The organism is Clostridium sp. AWRP (assembly GCF_004006395.2).
GTDB lineage: Bacteria > Bacillota > Clostridia > Clostridiales > Clostridiaceae > Clostridium_B.
Map to the genome: position 1 here is coordinate 945,919 of NZ_CP029758.2, position 19,766 is coordinate 965,684.

Genomic DNA, 19,766 nt, shown 5'->3' on the forward strand with positions numbered 1-19,766 from the left:
AAATTTATCAAAATTGTGAATTGATAAAACATCTGGACACTATAGTAAAATACAATTATAATTTAGCTAAAGAAACGTACTATCTAATGTATGAAATTAAAAAATAATTGTTGTTGGGAGATGGTATTGTGTTTAAGAAAATAGGTAAGTTTATTGTAACAGCTGTGGTATGTGGATTGCTATTTGTAGGAAAAAATTGCTATGCTGCAGAAAATTATAAAATTTGGAATAGCGGTGCCACCTCTAATGTAGCCAATAACAAGACATGGACAATAAGTTTTAATAAGAATATTGATATAAATTCAGCAAAAAACTCTATTAAAGTGTATGAGCAAGACAATAATCAATCAGTAGCAGTTAATGTAGTGAGTTCAAAATCAGATGCTGTACAGGTATCACCTGAAAATCCATACACTTCTGGTGAAAAATACGTTTTGGTGATAGATAATAACTTAAAATCTACTGATGGCAAGCAGTTAAATGAAGGAGTAAAATATAATTTTACAGTAGGTGGGCAAAATAGTTCCAATGGTGAAATTTCCATAGAAAATTATACTCAGTATTATAATGCTGTAAAGGATGCACTTTCTAATTATAAAGATACTTTAGTTTTAAATATAACAAACTATGATAGAAGCACTTATAATTTAGGTGTCATAGATAAGATTTTACACGACAATCCAAATTTAAGAGATTGGTACTCAAGTGCAGGAAGTAATGTTGAGAGTTCCAGTTCTACTAAAATGACTATAAATTTTAAGTATGATGATACTAAGCAAAATTTAATAGCTAAGGAAAATGCAATACAGCAAAAAGTCGATGAAATAGTAAACAGTGTAACAACACCCCAAATGCAAGACTATGAAAAAGAACTGGCGCTTCATGATTATGTGGTAAACAACACAGAATATGATCAAAGAGCAGGTTCAGCAGATATGCCTGATGATTCCTATACTGCTTATGGAGTTTTAGTTAATAAAACAGCAGTTTGTCAGGGTTATGCAGATGCAATGGACAGGCTTCTTGCAGCTGTTGGTATAGAATGTAAAATGGTAATAGGACAGGGAAATGATGGAGATGGATGGATAAGCCATGCTTGGAATATAGTAAAAATACAGGGGCAGTATTATCAGATGGACTCTACCTGGGATGATCCTGTTACAAATGATGGCTCCAAGCTTCTTTCACATTCTTATTTTAATATAACTGATTCTCAGATTGCTAAAAATCATGAGTGGGATAAATCAGATTACCCTGAATGTAATAGTACTGACTATAGTTTTTCTAAACTAGGTGTAGCGGAGAAAGACAAATATGGCAATGATATAAAGGTTGTAGATAATTATAATGACTTTTACAATGCATTAAAAAATTATGTAATTAGTCAGAGGCAATCTTTTAGTATTAAAATATTAAATTACAATTCTACAAATTACAATGTGCCAAAAACCTTGAAGCAAATAGTTATTAAGTATAATATTTATGGAGACTATAATTTAACCTACTATTCAGATGAAATATCTGGTTCAGAAATTTTCACAATAGTAAAATCCTAATTAAAGAAAATAAGGGGGTCTCTGATTCCCTTATTTAATTGTTACATATAATTGAAATGAATTATATTACTGTAAATGTTTATATAAATGACGTATAATTTATATAAACGATTTAGTCAGGAGGGAACAAAATGAATAAAGAACTATGGGAAAAATGTGTTGAGTTTCATGGACATTTATGTCCTGGACTTGCAATAGGCTATAAAGCCAGTGAGGTAGCTAAAGAAAAAATGGGAATTTCTTTTTCAAAAGATGAGGAGATAGTGTGCATAACTGAAAACGATGCCTGTGGAGTAGATGCAGTTCAGGTGATAACAGGGTGTACTATGGGAAAAGGAAACTTGATTTATAGAGACCGCGGTAAAATGGCATTTAGTTTTTTTAATAGAAAAAATGGTGATGCCCTGAGAGTGGTATTAAAAAATTGGCCGAGAAGTGGGGATAGACAAAAAGATATTGATTATTTGCTAAACTGTCCTTGTGAAAAATTATTTTATTATAAACAACCAGGGTTTTCTGTGCCGGAAAAGGCTAGGTTATTTAATAATGTAGTATGTGAAAATTGTGGAGAAGATACAGCTGAACATAGAATTAGAATAATGAATGGAAAAAAGGTATGTTTAGATTGCTTTAAAGAATATTCAAGGAAAGAATAAATATCTTAATAATATATTAAAATTTTATATTTGTTTATAATTTTATACTTCTTTTATTCATAAATATAGTATAGTATATTTATAATATGTATTAATATTTATCTCAACTTTCGCAGTTTAAAAAGATTACGACCTAAATGAATTCACAATTCACAGTTCACGATGCACAATTTCGGTAGATTTTTCTCCGCTGTGCTGCGAAAAATTTTAAATTTGAAGCTTATTGAAGCTTTGCTTCAATGGTGTTATATTTTAGATTTTCTGAAGTTTTAATGGAAGAAAATCATCCTTAATTGTGAACTGTGCATCGTGCATTGTGAATTAATTGCTTCGCAAAGTTTTTATATTACGTCAAAGTTTTATATGTGCGAAAGTTGAGTATTTATAAAACTAAAAAAAAGGAGTTTAAACACATGAAATTTAAAACAATTTTTAGTAAATTATTGGTAGTCCTTATGGCCATAATTGTAGTTTTACCTATTTCAGGAAATAAAGTTTATGCAGATGCCTATAAAGTTGTAACCTTAGGGGGAGATCTAACAGATAGCCAAAAACAAGAAATGCTTAAGTATTTTGGAGTTACCAGACAGGATGCTAATGTAATAGATGTCAATATAGATGAAGAGAAAAAATATTTAGGAGATGTTGCAAGCAGTGATAAAATAGGTACAAAGTCTATATCCTGTTCTTATGTAGAACCAACGTCAAGTGGTGGAGTAAATGTATCTACAAATAACATATATTGGGTAAGCAGCAGCATGATAAAAAATGCACTGATTACTGCAGGAATAAAAAATGCAAATGTTAAGGCATCAGCTCCTTTTAATGTATCTGGAACAGCAGCTCTTACTGGAATTTTAAAGGGTTTTGAAAATAGTGCAAACGGCGGCAAAATTGATGAAAATAAAAAGAAAGCTGCCAATGATGAATTGGTTACTACAGGTGAATTAGGAGACAAGATAGGAAAAGATAAAGCTGCTGGTGTAATGAATGATATAAAAACACAAGTAGTTAAAGATAAGCCTTCAACTGAAGCTGGTGTAAGAAAGATAGTTGAAAATGTAACTAATAACTATAACTTAAATTTGAGTACTGGAGATATTGATAAAATAACCAATGTTATGAATAAAATAAATGGTTTAAACTTGAATTTTGGAGATATAAAAAGTCAGTTAAGCGGTGTTGCAGACCAGTTAAAGGGTACTTTATCTAGTGAGCAGACTCAGGGATTTTTTACTAAAATTATTAATGCAGTTAAAAACTTTTTTTCTAATCTATTTTAATATAGTTTAGAATTGAGAGTGGATAGTTGAAAGTTATTATTTACTTTCAACTATCCACTTTCAACTTTAAACTTAAATATAATTGGAGGTTGATACTATATGAAAAAAATAGGATTCATTGGAACAGGTGTAATGGGAAATAGCATGGTTTTAAATATACTAAAAAGTGAATATAGTCTGATAGTTTACAATAGGACAAAATCAAGAGCTGAAAACTTAATTGAAAAGGGAGCAAAATGGAAAAACACTCCTTCAGATATTGCAAAAGAAGCAGATATTGTTATTTCTATGGTAGGATATCCTAAAGATGTAGAGGAAATTTATTTAGGTGATGATGGAATAATAAATAATATAAAAAAGGGTGGTATTGTTGTAGATATGACTACATCTAAGCCATCTCTTGCAAAAAAAATATATGAAGAAGCTAAAAAAAGAGGGGTATATTCTTTGGATGCTCCTGTATCTGGAGGAGATATAGGAGCAAAGAATGGGACTCTTTGTATTATGGTAGGAGGAGATAAAGAAGTATTTGAAAAAGTGCTTCCTATATTTAGACTTATGGGAGAAAATATAATATGGCAAGGAGGATCAGGTTCTGGTCAGCATACGAAAATGTGTAACCAAATAGCAATAGCTGGAAATATGATGGGGGTATGTGAGGCCATGGTATATGCTAAAAAGTCTGGACTTGATGCTGAAACGGTACTCAAAAGTATAGCAGGAGGAGCTGCAGGCAGTTGGTCTCTTAGTAACTTGGCTCCTAGAATGATAAAGGGAGATTTTGAACCTGGATTTTATGTAAAGCATTTTATAAAGGATATGAATATAGCTTTAGGTGAGGCTAAGGATATGAACTTAAAAACACCTGCACTTGAGCTTTCAAAGTCTTTATATGATAAACTTTTAAAAGACGATAAAGGTGACTATGGAACACAGGTTTTGTATCAGTTAATTGATAAAATGTAGCTAGAAATTGAGAGTTATGGATGATTTTCTGTTGCTCTCCATTTTCAACTTAAGGCATTTGAAAAAATAGGATAGCATACTGGTCAGCTATTTTTTTGAAAATGCCTAAATATAATTGGAGGAATAATTTTGAAATATAAAAATTATAAGATGGAAACTTTTATACCTGAGGAATATGTAACAAAGCTTCGAGAGAGTTTGAATGATATAGGGGCATTAACTATAGGTGGAAATTATGATAACTGTATGTCAGTTTCTAAAGTTACAGGGTACTGGAGACCCCTTTCAGGAGCAAATCCATTTAAAGGAGAAAAGGGTGAAGTAAGTGAAGAAGAGGAATGTAAAGTAGAGTTTTGCTGTAAGAGTGACATAGTAGAAAAAGCTATAAACACTATAAAAAAGGTTCATCCTTATGAAGAACCGGTTATAAACGTAATACCTCTTTCGAATTTTGTAAAATATTAAAAAGCATGAAGTTCTAGTAACTTCATGCTTTTTAATATTTATTATATTTTTAACTTTGAAACCAAACCTTTAAGTTTTTCATTTCTTTCTTTAGCATATTCTGAAAGATTCTTAGCTTTCTCTGATTTTTCAACTATTGTGTTAGTTTTTTCAGCAATAGTAGTAGTTCCATTTGCACCTTCATTTGCAGCAGTTGTTACACCATTTATTATTTCCGATAAATTTTTAATTGAATCAAGAATTTGGTTTGATGCATCATCAAATTCTGAAACCATGTTTTTAATGGAATTTGCATCTAAACTGTATTTATCTGCTGCATCAAGCATAGTTTGATAATCTAATTTAACATTATTTGTCATATAATCCATCATACCATTTGCACTTTGTGCAAGATTATTTACTGAAGCTATTACCTTTTCTGTTATTTGTTTAATTTTTGAAACTGCATTAGAAGAATCATCTGCAAGTTTTGCTATTTCATCTGCAACTACTGAAAAACCTTTACCGGCTTCTCCAGCTCTTGCTGCTTCTATTGCTGCATTAAGAGCTAGAAGGCTAGTTTGTTCGGTTATTTCCATTATAGTGTTTGAAAGAACAGTAATTTCATCAACAGATTTTGATTGTTCTAAGGCATTTTTAAGTTTTTCACTTGTTTCTTCATAAATTTCAAGTCTCTTTTTTTCTGATTCTAAAAAGTTTGACTTTAATTTTTTAGCAGTATTATCAATTTCTTTAGCGGATACTGCACCTTCTTTAGCCTTGTGGGCTATAACTTCCACTGATTTCTCTATCTCATTTGATGTAGCATTCATTTCTTCTGTAGATGCTGCTGTTTCTTCCATAGTTGCCGATAGCTCTTCAGTAGTTGAAGCAACATCTTCTATATTTGAATTTAATTCTTCCATATGTTTTACAGTGTCTATAACTGCACCCTCTACATTAGAGGACTCGTCTTTAACACCTAGAACAAGTTCACCAATGGAGCTTTGCATTTTATCAATGGATTTTGCAAGTATACCTATTTCATCTTCCTTATGCAAAAATTCTTCTGGCATTTTTTCAGTAAAATCGGCATTTGAAAGCACTTTTAGATGGTTACATGCCACAGTTACAGGATAAATATTTCTTTTAATAAGAATAAACATTAATGCAATTACTGCTAAGGTAATAATTATAGTCATAAGCATTATTATTCTGAAAAGTTGGGTGTATTCAACATACATTTGTTTATCTGAAATCATTGAGGCAAAGGTCCATTTGTTAGCTACTCCATTTAAAGTTATTGGAGAGTATGCTTTTAGTGATAAAGTTCCTGTTGCTATGGCTTTTTTGTGAGTATGGAAACTTTCACCATTAGAAATTTTATCCAAAATATCTTTTTCACTTTTATCCAAATCAACTATATTTTTATTCACTAATTCTTGATTTTTACCATTTGCAACAATTTTACCTGTATTTGTAATTATTGATGCATAACCACCCATAGGTTTTGCTTTGTTGACAGTTTGCTGTAGATTTTGGAGTTTAATATCTGCTCCTACCACTCCTAAAAAATTTCCACTATCATCAAGTATAGGCATTGTTAGCGAAGTGATTAAAGTGTCTTTGCCATTTATTTTATATGTATATGGTTCTATTAAACAAGTTTTTTTCGTTTCCTTTGGAAGAAAATAATAACTTCCACTACTTTCATCATTATAACCTGTGCAAGGTTCTAGTTTTATGCTTCCATTTTCTCGTACGAGATAGGGAACAAATCTACCAGTAGCATCATGACCATCCTTATTTATATAGGAACTATCTTTCCCGTCAAATGTATTAGGTTCCCAGGCTGTGTATAATCCTAGTATATCGCTATTTTTTTCTAGTGTAGTTTTTAAAAGTTCAATTACTTGTTCTCTGCTTAAAGTCCCTGATTTTTTACAATATAGAACAGTATTCCTTATTCCTTCCACAGTGGCCTGTGATACTTTAAAGTCTCCCTGTATATCTTTTGCAAAAGCATTTGACACCTGCTTTGCCTGTTCACTGGCTTGGTTGTAAGAACTTTGTTGAACTTTTTTTAGTGTAACTCCTTCAATAATAGCAATTCCTAAAAGCACTACTATGCCAAGTATAATACTTAATTTAGTTGCTAGATTTAATTTTTTAAACATGCTGCGACTCCTTTCAAATTTTATAGGACAATTAATAGCATAATTATCCTATACTTCTGCATTTTTCTTTTACATCTATTTATTCGTTATGTATAAGTGAAAAAATTAGTGTAAATATTAAATTTTGTGTAAAATTTTGTAGATAATTTATATATTATCTATATGTATACATTAAAAAAAGTGGGATGAACATAAAAGTGAAATTAACAGTTGACAACAAAAATGAATTGTACTATACTTACAACATAATAATTTTTAGATAAAAACTTAGATAGGGATTAGTAAATTTGTATTGTATTTTAAGAGAGTGGTGTAGGGTGTAAATCCACATATAGTATATTTTGAACTCGCCCTGGAGTTGTAGGCTGAATTACAGTAAGCTGAGCCGGCGAAAGCCGTTATTAAATTAAGTAAAAATTTGGATGGTACCGCGACAGACTTCTCGCTCCAAGAGAAGCCTGTTTTTTATATTATAAATTTGCGGTATATAAAAAATTGAAAATAAGAGAACTATGATAGGAAATAGTAGATGTAATTTATATTTTAAAGAGAGTGGGCAAAAGGTGAAAACCCATAGATGTTGTACATTGAACTCATCCTTGAGTTATAGGCTGAAATTACAGTAAGCTGTATCGGCAAAATGCCGTTATTGAATTGAGTAATAATTTGGGTGGTACCGCGAACAGACTTCTCGCCCCAAGAGAGGCCTGTTTTTTTATACCCCTAAATATTCAGATAGTAGTTTTTTTACTGGCCAATAAAAAACTTGTGTTATATAAAAATAAATTTAGGAGGATTTAATTATGAGTAAGATAAATATATTTGATACTACACTTAGGGATGGAGAGCAGACACCAAATGTCAGTTTAAACATAAATGATAAACTCACTATTGCAAAACAACTTCAAAAGTTATCTGTAGATGTAATAGAAGCTGGATTTCCAATAGCTTCAGAAGGAGACTTTGAAGCAGTTAAGACTATTGCACAAAATATAGAAGGACCTGTTATAGTAGGACTTGCAAGAGCTGTAAAGAATGATATATCTAGAGCATGGGAAGCTATTAAATACTCTAAAAAGCCTAGAATACATGTTTTCATTGCAACGTCGGATTTGCATATGAAATACAAACTTAAAATGGAACCTGATGAGGTTTTAAAAGAGGCAGTTGAAATGGTAACTTATGCTAGGAGTTTGTGTCCCAGCATAGAATTTTCTCCAGAAGATGCTACAAGGACTAGACCTGAGTTTTTATATAAAGTGGTGGAAGCTGTTATAGATGCAGGGGCAGATGTGGTGAATATACCAGATACAGTAGGATATACTACTCCAAGTGAATATGGAGCATTAATAAAAGGAATTAAAGATAATGTACCAAATATAAAAAAGGCAATAATAAGTGTTCACTGTCATAATGATTTAGGTCTTGCCGTGGCAAACTCCCTGGCAGCTATTGAAAATGGAGCACAGCAGGTTGAATGTGCAGTAAACGGCTTAGGGGAGAGAGCAGGAAATGCAGCACTTGAGGAAATAGTAATGGCAATTAAAACTAGATCTGATTGTTTTAATTGTGAAACAGGTATTGTAACAGAAGAAATAACAAGAACCAGTAAGCTTGTAAGTCATATAACTGGAATGCAAGTTCAAAATAACAAAGCTGTAGTAGGTGCAAATGCTTTTGCTCATGAATCAGGTATACACCAACATGGTGTTTTAAATTGTAGGGAAACCTATGAAATTATGACGCCTGAATCTGTAGGACTTAAGAAAAGCCTTATAGTACTTGGAAAGCATTCGGGAAGACATGCGTTTATAGAACGTATTGAAGAATTGGGATATAAAAATTTAAGTAAAGAAAAAATAGATGAAATATTCAAAGAATTCAAAGATTTGGCTGATAAAAAGAAGCATGTTTCAGATGAAGACATAGAAAGTCTTGTAAAAAATGAAATTTTCCAGGTACCAGAAGTATTTAACTTGAAATATTATCAGGTTTCTACAGGAAACGCTGTAATGTCTACTTCAACTGTAGAAATAGAGTGCAATGGCAAAAGTATAAAGGAAGCCTCCTGTGGAGATGGACCTGTAGATGCTACTTTTAAAGCCATTGAAAAAGCTATAGGAATTGATGTTACTTTAAATGACTATTTTATAAAATCTGTAGGATATGGCAAGGATGCATTAGGAGAAGCTACTGTAAAGGTTGAAAAGGAAGGTAAAGTTTTTTCAGCAAAAGGAGTAAGTACAGACATAGTAGAGGCGAGTGGCAAAGCTTTTATAAATGCTATGAACAAGATTCATTATGAAAATTCTTTAAAGAAAGCTGCAGAATGTTAAAATAAAATTTTGATAGGAGTTGATAAACATGGGCATGACCATGACGCAAAAAATACTAGCTCACCATGCTAAAATGGATGAAGTAAAGGCAGGACAATTAATAAAAGTTAAATTGGATTTAGTACTTGGAAATGATATAACAACGCCGGTAGCTATAAATGAATTTAATAAAATTGGTCTTAACAATGTTTTTGACAAAAATAAAATAGCTATTGTCCCTGACCATTTTACACCAAATAAGGATATAAAATCTGCAGAACAGTGTAAATATGTTAGAGAATTTGTAAAGAAGATGGAAATCAAAAACTATTTTGAAGTTGGAAGAATGGGAATTGAGCATGCTTTAATTCCAGAAAAGGGTCTTGCAGTTTGTGGAGATGTAGTAATAGGTGCAGATTCTCATACTTGTACCTATGGAGCTTTAGGTGCATTTTCTACAGGAATTGGTAGTACAGATATGGCAGCAGGTATGGCTACAGGAGAAGCTTGGTTTAAGGTGCCAGAAGCTATAAAATTTGTTCTTAAAGGAAAGCTTACTAAATGGGTAAGTGGAAAAGACGTAATACTTCATATTATTGGCATGATAGGAGTGGATGGAGCACTTTATAAATCCATGGAATTTACGGGTGAAGGAGTAAGTTCACTTACTATGGATGATCGTTTTACTATATGCAATATGGCTATTGAAGCAGGGGCTAAAAACGGAATTTTCCCTGTAGATGAAAATACTATAAGTTATGTAAAAGAACATTCAAAGAAAAATTATACTGTATATGAAGCAGATAGTGATGCTGAGTATAGCCAGGTTATAGAAATAGATTTATCAAAAATTCGTCCTACAGTGGCATTTCCACATATACCTGAAAATACAAAGACCATTGATGAGGTAGGGGACATAAAAATAGATCAGGTTGTCATAGGTTCCTGTACTAATGGTAGAATAGGAGATTTAAGGGCAGCAGCTAGCATTTTAAAAGGAAGAAAAGTTAATGAAAATGTAAGAGCTATTATTTTCCCTGCTACTCAAGCTATATATCTTCAGGCAATGAAAGAAGGACTTATTGAAATATTTATAGAAGCAGGGGCAGTGGTAAGTACTCCTACCTGTGGGCCTTGTCTTGGTGGACATATGGGAATACTGGCAGAAGGAGAAAGGGCAGTATCAACTACTAATAGAAATTTTGTAGGTAGAATGGGACATGTAAAGAGTGAAGTATACCTGGCAAGTCCAGAAGTAGCAGCAGCTTCAGCAGTAACAGGTAAAATTTCATCACCAGAGGAGGTAGTAAAATAATGATAAAAGGAAAGGCAATTAAGTATGGAGATAATGTAGATACGGATGTTATAATTCCAGCTAGATATCTAAATACCAGTGACCATAAGGAACTTGCTTCTCACTGTATGGAGGATATAGATAAAAATTTTTCAAAGAAAATAAATAAAGGGGATATAATGATAGCTGGTAAAAATTTTGGATGTGGTTCTTCTAGAGAACATGCACCTATAGCTATTAAAGCTTCTGGAATAAGTTGTATTATTGCTGAAACTTTTGCTAGAATATTCTTTAGAAATTCCATAAATATAGGACTTCCTATAATGGAATGTGAAGAAGCTGCAAAGGACATAGATGAAAAAGATGAAGTATCTGTAGATACAGTTTCTGGAGTAATCAAGAATATAACTAAAAACAAAACTTATAAAGCTGTTCCTTTTCCTGAATTTATGCAGAAGATCATAAAATCAGAGGGACTTATAAACTATATAAAAGAAGAGGTGGAAAACAAGTGAAGATAGCTATAATACCAGGAGACGGAATTGGAGAAGAAATAATTGCACAGGCAAAGAAAGTGTTAAAGGCAGCCTCTGTAAAATATAAATTTGATTTTGAATGTGAGGAAGTACTTTTAGGTGGTGCAGCAGTGGATGTCACAGGAGTTCCTCTTCCTGATAAGACTATTGAAGTTTGCAAAAAAAGTGACGCTGTACTTTTAGGCGCAGTAGGTGGACCAAAGTGGGATAGTTTACCTAGTAAACTTAGACCAGAAGCTGGTCTTTTGGGTATAAGAAAGGCCCTTGGGGTATTTGCAAATTTGAGACCTGCCATACTATTTCCAGAGCTTATATCAGCTTCAAATTTGAAACCTGAAGTGCTTGGCGGCGGTCTAGATATTATGATAGTTAGAGAATTAATAGGTGGAGCGTATTTTGGAGAGAAAAACAGAATAGATATTGAAGGTGGAAAAAAGGCATGGGACACTATAAGCTATACCAGCTTTGAAATAGATAGAATTACTAGAAAAGCTTTTGAAATTGCAAGAAAGAGAAATAACAGACTTACTTTAGTAGACAAGGCCAATGTACTTGAAAGTTCCAAGTTGTGGAGAGAAGTAGTGGGAAACATAGCAAAGGAATATGAGGATGTAGAAATAAACTATATGTATGTGGATAATGCTTCTATGCAGCTTATAAGAGATCCTAAACAATTTGATGTAATTTTGACTGAAAATATGTTTGGAGATATTTTAAGTGATGAAGCTTCAATGCTTACGGGTTCTCTTGGAATGCTGCCTTCCGCAAGTGTAAGGGGAGATTCCTTTGGATTATATGAACCTGTACATGGCTCTGCACCAGATATTGCAGGGCAGAATAAGGCAAATCCAATTGGAACAATTATGAGTGTTGCCATGATGCTTAAATATAGTTTTGATATGGAACAGGCCTATGAGGATATAAAAAATGCCATATCAAAGGTACTTAAAGAAGGTTATAGAACAGTTGATATAGCAAAAGAAGGTTCAAAATTAGTTAGTACAAAAGAAATGGGAGACTTAATAGTTAAGAATTTATAATGTAGAGTTTCTAAGTAGAAAGTTTACTTATACCAGCCATATACTAACAAAAATCATCACACTAAAAACTTTTTATAAGTCTAAAGTTCGGTATTTTGAAAATCTAAAGAAGCTTATATAAACTCGTACCTCAGACATATATAAGCTTCTAAGATTTTCTAAAATACCTCACTAAGACTTATAAAAAAAGTTTTTAAGTGTGATTTCTATTTTGTTAGTATATTTTATGTATAAGTTAAAATTTTATTAGAATTACTATAGAATTTATAAATTATGTTCCAGTTATTAAAATAAATGTATATTAAATATGCTATGTGTGATTTAATTTTTCCCAATGTTATTGTATTCTGAGAAGAATAAATGTCATTAACAGTATGACAATTATTTAAAATTGAAGTAGACTTTACTATGGTTATCCCTTTATGAGAAGTATTTTTCCAAAGTATATGAGGTTTGCTAGAAGATTTATAGCTTGAGAAGATATTAATACATTTTCAATAGTTGAGCTAAAACCTATAGCGTTTTTAACTTAAAAATAAAACTTATACGCAGGCATATTTTTACAATAATGAAGTTCTTTTAAATATTTTGCATATAAGTCTTAGAAAAAAATTCGTAAAAACTTAGAACTTTTGAATTGTCTGAGGTACGAGTTTTCAAAAGTTCTTAGCTTTTTTAGAATTTTTTACTTAGACTTATCAAAATATTTAATGAATTGAAGGTTGTAAAAAATATCCGTAGTATAAGTTTTATTTTTTGCTTAGAAACTCTATAAGGTAATTTACCTCAATTGATAACTATACTGTCCATCTTTTTCAACATTGTAAAAATCAGAATAATCTATGTCAAAAATATTTTTATGGATATTGCTTATATTTATTTTATTTTTTATGAGATATCCCAGTACGCCGCAGTAAGATATATCTCCAACTAGAAGTGCACCGTAAATTACTCCATCTTTGTGAACTATTTTTTGATAAACTCCATCTCCTTCTAACGTATCTACAGCATAACTTTCATCTGCTATATTTACATTACCAAGGGATACGCATGGAAGGTTAAATAAATTCATTGAGTTCTTCATGCCAAAAGTGTCATTTAACTCTTTATTTATACCTACCATGTTATAAGCAGCAGTTATTCCCTGTTTTACAGCTATAGGCCATATAGGAGCGGTAAAAGTAACATCTCCTGCAGCATATATATTATCTACAGTGGTTTTACAATGTTTGTCTATGACAATGCCTTTTTCAACTTTTATTCTGCTGTCTTTTATAAAGTTTACATTTGGTCTAACACCGGCAGCAACTATTATCATATCGCAGTCTATAGCAGTTGAATTTGATAGTACTGCTTTACTTACAAAGCCATCTTTATTTAAAACTACTTCTTCCAATTTAACTGAAGTAAAGACATCTATACCTTTTTCTTTTAACAACTTTTCATATATAGTGGATGCAGTTTTGTCCAGTTGAAGGGGGAGAATCCTATCTCCCATTTCTACAACTGAAATCTTTATATTTTTCACCATAAGACCTAAAAGAGCATCAATTCCTACAAGACCTGCACCAAGTATTACTACTTGTTTTGTGCTTTTAAGCTTATCTTGTATAGCAGTTACATCTTCAAAATTCCTAAGGGAGTACACTCCTTTAGCTTCTCTTAAATTTTTAACTGGGGGAATAAAGGAGGAAGCACCAGAAGCTATAAGGAGTTTGTCAAATTTGAAACTGCTGTTGTCTTGAAGTAAGACTTTTTTCTTATCAATATCAATATTGCTTACATCTGCATCTTTTATCCATTCTATATTATTTTTTTCAAAGAAATCAGAATCTACAAAATTTATAGTCTCTAAATTTCTACTTCCCTCAATTACCTTGTGGAGCATACATCTTGAATAAACTGCATCATCCTTTGAAATAATAGTTATTTTGGAGGATTTATCTAACTTTCTTAAAGTTTTAGCAGCATTTATTCCAGCAGCACTAGCTCCTATTATTACATATTTTGTATGAAAAAATATTTTTATTGTTAAACCACTCATAGGAGATCTGCCTCCTTTTCAATATAAATTGCTCCTGTTGGACAATTTTCAACGCATCTAGGTGTATCTCTGTCACCACACAGGTCACATTTAACTACTTTACTTTTGGTCTGAGTATCTGGTTTTAATACTCCGTAAGGACAGGACATGACGCACATAAAGCAGCTGGCACATTTATGCTCATCATAGGATACTATACCGCTTTTAGGGTCTTTAGTCATGGCACCGCTCATACAGGTCATTACACACTCAGGTTCGTCACAGTGACGGCAAAATATAGGAAGCTTGTTTCCATTATCATCTTTAGATATATGATTTCTACTTTCAAGAAATTCATTGCTGAGATCAAGATCAGAAAAAGATTTCCCATTTTCATTGTGCTCTGCCATACAAGCTAAAGTACAATTTAAACATCCGGTACATAAATCTTTATTTATCATTATTCTTTTCATGAGATCACCTTCTAAATTTTAATTAAGACCTAAGCTTTTCCTTCTTGCAAGTATGGTTTCTTCTAATTTATCTGCAGCTTTTATTACATCATCTTCTATTATAAGCTTGCCGCCTGTTAGATTTTCCATATCTTCACATAGTACTTTTGTTACCACTTTGCTTCCACCAATGAAAGGAGATATAGCAAGGTGAAGTGGTAATCCAAGGGCAAGACCAAAACTTCCATCTGCCAATGCTTGCTCTTCAAGCCATTGAGGTGCAGAAAGTACAAGTGGAAGCTGTGGAATATCTATTTTTAGGTATTCTGCTAGTTCTTTTGCTACAATTTCTAATCTTCCAATAGCAAGACATGGACCAAAATTTAGTACAGGTGGTATTCCTAGGCTCTTACATACTTCTTTTAAGCTATCTCCTGCAAGTTCAGCAGCTCCTGGAGACATAAGTCCTACATTTTCAAGTCCGCCACTTGAACAGCCTGCAGAAAGTACAATTATATTTCTCTTTATAAGTTCTTTTGTAAGTTCTACTGTAAATACATCGTGACCTTTGGCAGTTAAGTTTGAACAACCTACTATTCCAGCAACACCTTTAATTTTTCCAGCAGCAATTAAGTCAACTAGAGGTTTCCAGCTGCCACCTAAGAAGGATTTTAAGGAACCTTCACTTACACCTGTTATGACGTCATCAAAGCCGTGGTTTTTAGGAATATTCATTGTAACTTTAGATCTTCTTTCCTTATAACTTTCAATAGCTGTATCTATAACATGATTGCTTATTTTTTCTCTATCTTTAAAAGAGTATTCTACATATTCTGCATTTGATTTTTTAGCAACGTCATCCAGGCATATCATTTTAACCATGAATTTATCTGCTATCGGCTCGATGCCAGGAAGAGTACAGTTGAATTCAGATACTATTGCATCTATACCTCCGGTTGCTATTAAGGCTTCACTTGTAAAATTATTTCCTGCATGACCTGAGAAAACATCAGTATAGTATTTGCCTCTTAACTGTAAATCCTGTCCGACACAGGTACATCCAACTAGTTTGAATCCTTTAGCACCAACTGCTTGGGCTTTTTTTACAGCTTCAGGTTTTACAAGTTCTTCTTGAAGGTGGGCAATCATGGAGTGCTGATGACCTGTTATCATCAAATTTATATAATCCGTATCTACAACTTTAAAACCAACTTTTGCAGGTCTTATAGCAGGTTCACCTAAAACTATGTCATTTAATAAATTTGTAAGGGTAAGTCCATAAATCCCAGTGGATATTCCAAGTTTTAAACAATTTAGAAGCATATCTACAGGGTCACTGTTTAGATTTGTAGAAGTTTTTACTATACCATCAAAAACTTCTGATTTTGCACCGCCGGGCATTATATTTAATTTGTTCCAATTTTCCAGTCTAGGTGCATAAGCCAATTTGTTTATAACTTCCATTTTTTCAAACTTTGGTTTGTATAAGTCTTTTAACACGGCATCAGCTACTAGTACAGCTTTTTTATGTGGGTCAGATTCTGTTATACCGAGTTTTTCTGCCAGGGTATTGAGAGCATTCATTCCTTTTATCTCGCCACCGGTTTCACCTACGGATTTTACGTTTCTAGCTGTATTTTCGACTATGTGGATATAACATCCACTGCCGGCAGCTACAGCTCTAAGAAAGTTTCTTGCAACTATGGTATCAGCATTAGCACCACATACTCCTCTTGGAGCTTTAGGTGTTATCCTACAGGGACCGTTTGCACAGAGTCTGCAGCAGACTCCTAGCTGACCAAAACCACATTTAACACTTTGACTTTCTACCCTATGATGAGAAGTTTCTACACCATCTAGAGAACCTATAAACTTTTCAAGTACCTTATCTGCTGACTTACAAATTTTGTTATTTGACATAATAAAACCTCCAAACTATACTATTTAAGTATACTATTAAATTATTAAAATTACTGATTAAAACTAAATTCATAATCTAATCGGTAAAATGTATAAAGTAATCATAATTTGAAATAGAAATACAATAATGTTAATAACTTAATAATATTAATCAATATTATTTATCTACAAGTACAATTAACTATGAGATAATTGTTATCCAATAACAATAATATAAACCTTTTCGGTTTCCTTGTCAATACAAAATATAAAATAATTCTTATTTGGTTGAAAATTATATTATATTGATATAATAGAAGAATAGAGGTATTAAAAATTAAGGAGTAAAAACATATGACAAAAGTTTTGTTTAATGAATTGGGTATAAATGAAGGAATAACAGAAGGACTAAAAAAAGAAGGTATTGAATATGCTGCAGAAATACAATATAAAGCCATTCCAGAAGCTCTTTTGGGTAAAGATATAGTAGGAGAATCAGAAACAGGTAGTGGAAAAACGTTAGCTTATGTTGTTCCTATATTTCAAAAAATTGATTTTGAAAGTAAAGATGTTCAGGCATATATACTTGCACCTACACATGAACTTGTAATTCAAATACATAATGTAATAAAAAACTTAGCTGACAATTCAAATATTCCAGTTAGGTCTGCAGCTATAATAGGAAATGTAAATATAAAAAGACAGGTGGAAATTTTAAAAAGTGAAAAGCCGCATATAGTAGTGGGTTCTACAGGAAGAATACTTCAACTTATTAAAATGAAAAAACTAAAATCTCATACTGTTAAGACCATTGTAGTAGATGAAGCCGATAAACTTTTGGATAAGAATAACATAAATGATGTTAAAGCTATAATAAAAACTACGCTAAAGGAAAGACAATTAATGTTTTTTTCAGCTACAATAGATGATAGAACTTTAGATATAGCAAGGGATTTAATGAAAGATTACAAATTTATAAAGGCAGAACAAACAACTTCTATGAATGAAAACATAAAGCATATGTGTTTTATGTGTGAAAGAAGAGATAAAATATTAATTCTAAGGAAACTTGTTCATATATTAAATCCAAAGAGAGCCATTGTATTTGTAAATAAACCAGATGAAATAGAAATACTTACGGAAAAATTAAAATATCATAAATTAGGAGCAGAAGCTATATATGGAGCTGAAGACAAGAAAGTGCGCAAAAGAGCTTTGGAAAGTTTTAAACTAGGTAAAATTAATTTATTAGTAGCTTCAGATATAGCAGCAAGAGGACTTGATATAGAGGATGTAGATTATGTTTTCAGTTATGATATACCAGAAGATGCCGACAATTATTTACATAGATCAGGGAGAACAGCAAGAGCTGGCAAGGAAGGGACATCTATATGCATAATCACAAATAAAGAGCAGAAATTATTAAAACAATATGAAAAGGCATTTAATATAAAAATAGATTTAAAAGATATGTACAAAGGAAAAATAATAGAGCATAGATAAGAAAAAGGATTATTACTTATATTAAAGTTGACAAAAATGATCTCAGTGATAAAAAATCGCTGAGATCATTTTTTTAAATCCTTATAAAATCCTTAAAATTAGTATTTACAATTAACATGAATTGATAAGGGAGGATTTATAAAGATGGAAAAATATATTTTACAAACAAAAAATTTATGCAAAAATTTTAAGGGACAGCTAGCGGCAAATAATATTTCACTTGCAATAAAAGAAAATTCCGTTTATGGATTGCTTGGCCCTAATGGTGCTGGAAAATCTACTACATTAAAAATGATTACAGGGATACTTAAGAAAACTTCAGGTGAAATTATTTTTGAAGGACATCCCTGGAGCAGAAAAGATTTAAAGGATATTGGGGCACTAATTGAAGCTCCTCCACTATATGAGAATTTAACTGCAAGGGAAAATCTAAAGGTCAGAACTACACTACTTGGACTTAAGGAATCACGTATTGATGAAGTACTCCAAACGGTTGATTTAACAGATACAGATAAAAAGCGTGCAGGTCAATTTTCTATGGGTATGAAGCAGAGGCTTGGAATTGCTATTGCACTACTTAATCACCCTAAACTTTTAATTTTAGATGAACCTACTAACGGACTAGATCCTATTGGTATTCAAGATTTGAGAAATCTTATTCGTTCTTTTCCAGAGCAGGGTATAACAGTTATTTTATCTAGCCACATATTGTCTGAAGTAGAGCTTATTGCAGATCACATTGGGATTATTAGTAATGGAATTTTAGGATATGAAGCAAAAATTAATCCGGGTGAGGATCTAGAATCACTCTTCATGGAAGTAGTTAAAAAATCTAAAAGGGAAATGAGGTAATTAAAATGAGTTCATATTTGAAGGCAGAGAACTTAAAGTTAAAAAGGACAATGACAAAAAAACTTGTTTTGATTTTTCCAATTGTCACACTTTTTTTTGGCTTTATGACAGGAGTTTATTATCAATTAAATACATTTAATTGGTGGTATATGTTTATGCTGCCGGGGAGTGTTGCAGTTATCTGTGCACTTGTAAATCAAAAAGAAGAGAAGAAAATTAAATATAGAGCTATTTTTTCTATGCCTATTGATTTAAAAAAAGTTTGGGTTTCAAAAGTTATTCTTATAGCTGTTTATGTTTTATTTTCTTGTATTCTTTTGGTGTTAGGAGTTGGTATAGTAGGAAAATATGTTTTGCCAAAAGTTATTTCAAGTTTTGCTTTAAGTTCTATAGTTACTATTCCAGGTATAAATGCAATTACAGCAGCTATTGTTATTGCAATAACGTCACTATGGCAAATTCCACTTTGTCTATTTTTAGCTAAGAAATTTGGATTTTTTGTACCGGTTATTTTAAATGTTGCAGTAGGTATAGGCCTTAATGGGACAATGGCTGTGAAATCCATCTGGTGGCTGTGCCCGTACAGTTGGACGAGTCGTCTTATGTGTCCTATACTCGGTGTACTTCCAAATGGGCAGTTGCCAATAGGAAAAGATACAATAATGCTTAGACCAGGTGTTATTCCAGTAGGAATTGTGTTATCTATTTTACTATTTGTTGTACTACTTACTGCTACATCAAGTTGGTTTAAAAATCAGGAGGTGGTATAA

16 protein-coding genes and 2 other annotated features are annotated in these 19,766 nt (G+C 32.0%); of the genes, 12 read left to right on the forward strand and 4 right to left on the reverse strand.

The genetic code is table 11. From position 1 onward, the window contains the following. Nucleotides 1-128 precede the first annotated feature (128 nt). From DMR38_RS04230 to cutA, 5 genes are all read left to right on the forward strand, one after another. Nucleotides 129-1,556 carry a transglutaminase domain-containing protein gene (locus DMR38_RS04230; RefSeq protein WP_127720145.1) on the forward strand — a complete coding sequence of 476 codons (1,428 nt, stop codon included), beginning with the start codon at nucleotides 129-131 and terminating at the stop codon, nucleotides 1,554-1,556. A gap of 131 nt (nucleotides 1,557-1,687) precedes the next feature. Next, a complete protein-coding gene (locus DMR38_RS04235) occupies nucleotides 1,688-2,212 on the forward strand; it encodes an FmdE family protein (protein WP_127720146.1) in 525 nt (174 codons plus the stop codon). 413 nt (nucleotides 2,213-2,625) lie between these two features. Then, nucleotides 2,626-3,495 (forward strand): DUF1002 domain-containing protein, encoded by an 870-nt coding sequence (locus tag DMR38_RS04240; protein ID WP_127720147.1) that lies wholly within the window; start codon nucleotides 2,626-2,628, stop codon nucleotides 3,493-3,495. A 99-nt stretch (nucleotides 3,496-3,594) separates the two neighbouring features. After that, nucleotides 3,595-4,461, forward strand: a complete 867-nt coding sequence (locus DMR38_RS04245; protein ID WP_127720148.1) for an NAD(P)-dependent oxidoreductase — start codon at nucleotides 3,595-3,597, stop codon at nucleotides 4,459-4,461. A 129-nt stretch (nucleotides 4,462-4,590) separates the two neighbouring features. Next, nucleotides 4,591-4,926, forward strand: a complete 336-nt coding sequence (gene cutA, locus DMR38_RS04250) for a divalent cation tolerance protein CutA (RefSeq protein WP_127720149.1) — start codon at nucleotides 4,591-4,593, stop codon at nucleotides 4,924-4,926. A gap of 41 nt (nucleotides 4,927-4,967) precedes the next feature. Here cutA and DMR38_RS04255 read toward each other — a convergent pair whose 3' ends face one another. Next, nucleotides 4,968-7,082, reverse strand: a complete 2,115-nt coding sequence (locus tag DMR38_RS04255; protein WP_127720150.1) for a methyl-accepting chemotaxis protein — start codon at nucleotides 7,080-7,082, stop codon at nucleotides 4,968-4,970. Nucleotides 7,083-7,341: 259 nt separating this feature from the next. After that, nucleotides 7,342-7,535: a binding site (T-box leader), on the forward strand. A gap of 50 nt (nucleotides 7,536-7,585) precedes the next feature. Beyond that, nucleotides 7,586-7,784: a binding site (T-box leader), on the forward strand. 98 nt (nucleotides 7,785-7,882) lie between these two features. Here DMR38_RS04255 and DMR38_RS04260 point away from each other — a divergent pair. The 4 genes from DMR38_RS04260 to leuB are packed head-to-tail and all read left to right on the forward strand — an operon-like array spanning nucleotide 7,883 to nucleotide 12,267. After that, entirely contained in the window at nucleotides 7,883-9,418 is a 1,536-nt protein-coding gene (locus tag DMR38_RS04260) for a 2-isopropylmalate synthase (protein ID WP_127720151.1), read from the forward strand. A gap of 28 nt (nucleotides 9,419-9,446) precedes the next feature. Next, nucleotides 9,447-10,712: a 3-isopropylmalate dehydratase large subunit gene (leuC, locus tag DMR38_RS04265; RefSeq protein ID WP_127720152.1), complete on the forward strand. Its 1,266-nt coding sequence runs from the start codon at nucleotides 9,447-9,449 to the stop codon at nucleotides 10,710-10,712. Next, nucleotides 10,712-11,206, forward strand: a complete 495-nt coding sequence (gene leuD, locus DMR38_RS04270) for a 3-isopropylmalate dehydratase small subunit (protein ID WP_127720153.1) — start codon at nucleotides 10,712-10,714, stop codon at nucleotides 11,204-11,206. Before leuC ends, leuD begins: the two co-directional genes overlap by 1 nt. Continuing rightward, nucleotides 11,203-12,267, forward strand: coding sequence for a 3-isopropylmalate dehydrogenase (leuB, locus tag DMR38_RS04275; protein ID WP_127720154.1), 1,065 nt, complete (start codon nucleotides 11,203-11,205; stop codon nucleotides 12,265-12,267). Before leuD ends, leuB begins: the two co-directional genes overlap by 4 nt. Before the next feature lie 781 nt (nucleotides 12,268-13,048). On the opposite strand, the gene DMR38_RS04280 is transcribed toward leuB, so the two are convergent. The 3 genes from DMR38_RS04280 to cooS are packed head-to-tail and all read right to left on the reverse strand — an operon-like array spanning nucleotide 13,049 to nucleotide 16,662. Continuing rightward, complete coding sequence (locus DMR38_RS04280; protein WP_127720155.1) at nucleotides 13,049-14,311, reverse strand: FAD-dependent oxidoreductase; 1,263 nt, start codon at nucleotides 14,309-14,311, stop codon at nucleotides 13,049-13,051. After that, nucleotides 14,308-14,763, reverse strand: coding sequence for a 4Fe-4S dicluster domain-containing protein (locus DMR38_RS04285; protein ID WP_127720156.1), 456 nt, complete (start codon nucleotides 14,761-14,763; stop codon nucleotides 14,308-14,310). Before DMR38_RS04285 ends, DMR38_RS04280 begins: the two co-directional genes overlap by 4 nt. An 18-nt stretch (nucleotides 14,764-14,781) precedes the next feature. Further along, on the reverse strand, nucleotides 14,782-16,662 hold the full coding sequence (gene cooS / locus DMR38_RS04290) for an anaerobic carbon-monoxide dehydrogenase catalytic subunit (protein ID WP_127720157.1): 1,881 nt from the start codon (nucleotides 16,660-16,662) through the stop codon (nucleotides 14,782-14,784). A 333-nt stretch (nucleotides 16,663-16,995) separates the two neighbouring features. On the opposite strand from cooS, the gene DMR38_RS04295 reads away from it, so the two are divergent. From DMR38_RS04295 to DMR38_RS04305, 3 genes are all read left to right on the forward strand, one after another. Further along, nucleotides 16,996-18,144: a DEAD/DEAH box helicase gene (locus DMR38_RS04295; RefSeq protein ID WP_127720158.1), complete on the forward strand. Its 1,149-nt coding sequence runs from the start codon at nucleotides 16,996-16,998 to the stop codon at nucleotides 18,142-18,144. A gap of 144 nt (nucleotides 18,145-18,288) precedes the next feature. Continuing rightward, nucleotides 18,289-18,996: a lantibiotic protection ABC transporter ATP-binding protein gene (locus DMR38_RS04300; RefSeq protein WP_127720159.1), complete on the forward strand. Its 708-nt coding sequence runs from the start codon at nucleotides 18,289-18,291 to the stop codon at nucleotides 18,994-18,996. Between the two features lie 5 nt (nucleotides 18,997-19,001). Beyond that, complete coding sequence (locus DMR38_RS04305) at nucleotides 19,002-19,766, forward strand: lantibiotic immunity ABC transporter MutE/EpiE family permease subunit (RefSeq protein ID WP_127720160.1); 765 nt, start codon at nucleotides 19,002-19,004, stop codon at nucleotides 19,764-19,766.

Excerpts from the sequence above, each read along its gene's own strand:
- DMR38_RS04235 (WP_127720146.1), top strand. The coding sequence starts at position 1,688 with ATGAATAAAGAACTATGGGAAAAATGTGTTGAGTTTCATGGACATTTA.
- DMR38_RS04240 (WP_127720147.1), top strand. The coding sequence starts at position 2,626 with ATGAAATTTAAAACAATTTTTAGTAAATTATTGGTAGTCCTTATGGCC.
- DMR38_RS04245 (WP_127720148.1), top strand. The coding sequence starts at position 3,595 with ATGAAAAAAATAGGATTCATTGGAACAGGTGTAATGGGAAATAGCATG.
- DMR38_RS04255 (WP_127720150.1), bottom strand. The coding sequence starts at position 7,082 with ATGTTTAAAAAATTAAATCTAGCAACTAAATTAAGTATTATACTTGGC.
- leuC (WP_127720152.1), top strand. The coding sequence starts at position 9,447 with ATGGGCATGACCATGACGCAAAAAATACTAGCTCACCATGCTAAAATG.
- leuD (WP_127720153.1), top strand. The coding sequence starts at position 10,712 with ATGATAAAAGGAAAGGCAATTAAGTATGGAGATAATGTAGATACGGAT.
- DMR38_RS04280 (WP_127720155.1), bottom strand. The coding sequence starts at position 14,311 with ATGAGTGGTTTAACAATAAAAATATTTTTTCATACAAAATATGTAATA.
- DMR38_RS04285 (WP_127720156.1), bottom strand. The coding sequence starts at position 14,763 with ATGAAAAGAATAATGATAAATAAAGATTTATGTACCGGATGTTTAAAT.
- cooS (WP_127720157.1), bottom strand. The coding sequence starts at position 16,662 with ATGTCAAATAACAAAATTTGTAAGTCAGCAGATAAGGTACTTGAAAAG.
- DMR38_RS04295 (WP_127720158.1), top strand. The coding sequence starts at position 16,996 with ATGACAAAAGTTTTGTTTAATGAATTGGGTATAAATGAAGGAATAACA.
- DMR38_RS04300 (WP_127720159.1), top strand. The coding sequence starts at position 18,289 with ATGGAAAAATATATTTTACAAACAAAAAATTTATGCAAAAATTTTAAG.
- DMR38_RS04305 (WP_127720160.1), top strand. The coding sequence starts at position 19,002 with ATGAGTTCATATTTGAAGGCAGAGAACTTAAAGTTAAAAAGGACAATG.